Origin of the sequence: Rathayibacter sp. AY1A7, from assembly GCF_002930845.1 — a bacterium.
In the GTDB taxonomy this organism is placed as follows: Bacteria; Actinomycetota; Actinomycetes; order Actinomycetales; family Microbacteriaceae; genus Rathayibacter.
The window spans coordinates 1-1,604 of record NZ_PSTL01000046.1; the positions used below are offsets into that span (position 1 = coordinate 1).

Genomic DNA, 1,604 nt, shown 5'->3' on the forward strand with positions numbered 1-1,604 from the left:
CAGGCGCTCCGCAGCCCGCAGAGGATCGCACGATCGAGGATCCGGTCGAGTCGCTCCTCGCGGCAGTCAGGGAGCGGTACCGCAGCCCCGACGACTGGGTCGACGAGCTCGAGCCTCCGTGCTGATCAACCACCCGCCCTTCGCCCGCAAGAGAGGAGCCATCCCGTGACATGGACGAAGCTCTCCGACGATTACTCCGACGAGTGCTGGGACCTCTCCGACGCAGCTTTCCGGCTCCTGACCGAGATGCTCCTCTTCAGCAACCGCAAGCTCCTCGACTGCGTCATCCCGAAGGACGACATGCGGCGCTTCGCGAAGAGGCCCGATGCAATCACCGAGCTCGTCACCGGCGGCTGGGTGACGGACGAGGGAGCCGCATACCGCGTCGTCTTCCACAGCAAGTACCAGGCCACGAGGGAGTCCGAGATCAAGCGGCAGAACGTCGCCCGCGTCAACGGATCGAAGGGCGGACGCCCCCCGAAGCCTGGTCGAGAGCGGAAGCCGGAAACCCAGCAGCAAACCCGCGTCGGTTTCGGCGAGGGGGGACTGGAAACCCAGCAGCTAACCCAGACGGAAACCCAGCGGGACGGGACGGGTCTGGCTAGTTACGGGGAAGCATTCAGAAACGAGATCTCGCCGACGAATGATGGCGGCACGGAGCAAGCCGACCCCCGTACTGGCGAAGTGCTCGAGCCGTCTGGGTTTCGCCGTGAGGGCCAGCAGGGCTTCTACACGCCGAGGTCTGCGTGATGGGCGCCGTGATCCCGTGGCCGACTCGGGAGCCGGGGCGCCCGTACAGGTGGTTGCTTGATCTGACCCTCGAGCAGGCCGCTCCGACGTGTCCTGCTCATCGGGAGAAGACCGACGGCCTAGGAATCTGTCCGGCGTGTGTGTACGCGTGGCGGGAGTCTCTGGGGGTGGTGCCGGCGCCGTGGACGTACTGCCGGGTCTGCCAGTTCCCGATCCACCCCGCGGCCGAGGGTGAGGGCGTCGACACCTGCCCGACCTGCGATGAGGAGTTCGCGCTACCGGAGAGGAGCTCCGCGTCGTGATCGATCGCGAGGGTGAGCTCGAGCTGGAACTGCAGGCGATGACCGAAGACAGAGATCTGTGGCGCCGGCTGAGCCGGAAACACGAAGCACGAGCGAAGCGCTACCTGCGCTCGCTTCAAGCAGTCGCGGCCGTTCTTGCGGCCTCGACCTACGAGAGGAAGACGAAATGACGTCCATCAACGAACGGCGCCGCGAAGTGGCTGAGGAGATCGGCCGGCGCGGCCAGCGTGAGCCCCTGCCGGAAGTGTCGGGCCCGAACCAGCAGTCGCAGCGCATCGAGATCGCCCGCGACCGCCGCCTGTTCGAAGCAGATGAGCGTGCCGCTCGTCGAGACGCCCGCTCCGCGGCGAAGGGAGACCAGGCATGAGCGCCCTGATCATCGGCAACAGCAACATGCACCCGCTCGACGTGCTCCAGAGCGACCCGGTCTTCCTCGAGATCGCGTCCACCCTGCCCGGCTTCGAGGAGGTCGAGGGAAGGACCGCGCGCGCGCTCGCGTTCGAACTCCCCGACGTCGACGCGGTCGCCGTGCTGAAAGAGCAGGCGGAGGAG

The 1,604-nt window shown here is 66.9% G+C and carries 4 protein-coding genes; all 4 read left to right on the forward strand.

Translation table 11 applies throughout. The features are described 5' to 3' along the window. Positions 1-165: 165 nt before the first annotated feature. Positions 166-750, forward strand: coding sequence for a hypothetical protein (locus C5B95_RS16965; RefSeq protein ID WP_104349698.1), 585 nt, complete (start codon positions 166-168; stop codon positions 748-750). 298 nt (positions 751-1,048) lie between these two features. Beyond that, positions 1,049-1,222: a hypothetical protein gene (locus C5B95_RS17655; protein ID WP_181068124.1), complete on the forward strand. Its 174-nt coding sequence runs from the start codon at positions 1,049-1,051 to the stop codon at positions 1,220-1,222. Continuing rightward, positions 1,219-1,419: a hypothetical protein gene (locus C5B95_RS16975; RefSeq protein ID WP_104349700.1), complete on the forward strand. Its 201-nt coding sequence runs from the start codon at positions 1,219-1,221 to the stop codon at positions 1,417-1,419. Before C5B95_RS17655 ends, C5B95_RS16975 begins: the two co-directional genes overlap by 4 nt. After that, the coding region (locus C5B95_RS17660) for a hypothetical protein (RefSeq protein ID WP_181068125.1) at positions 1,416-1,604 on the forward strand (189 nt) is incomplete at its 3' end. The genes C5B95_RS16975 and C5B95_RS17660, both read left to right, overlap by 4 nt.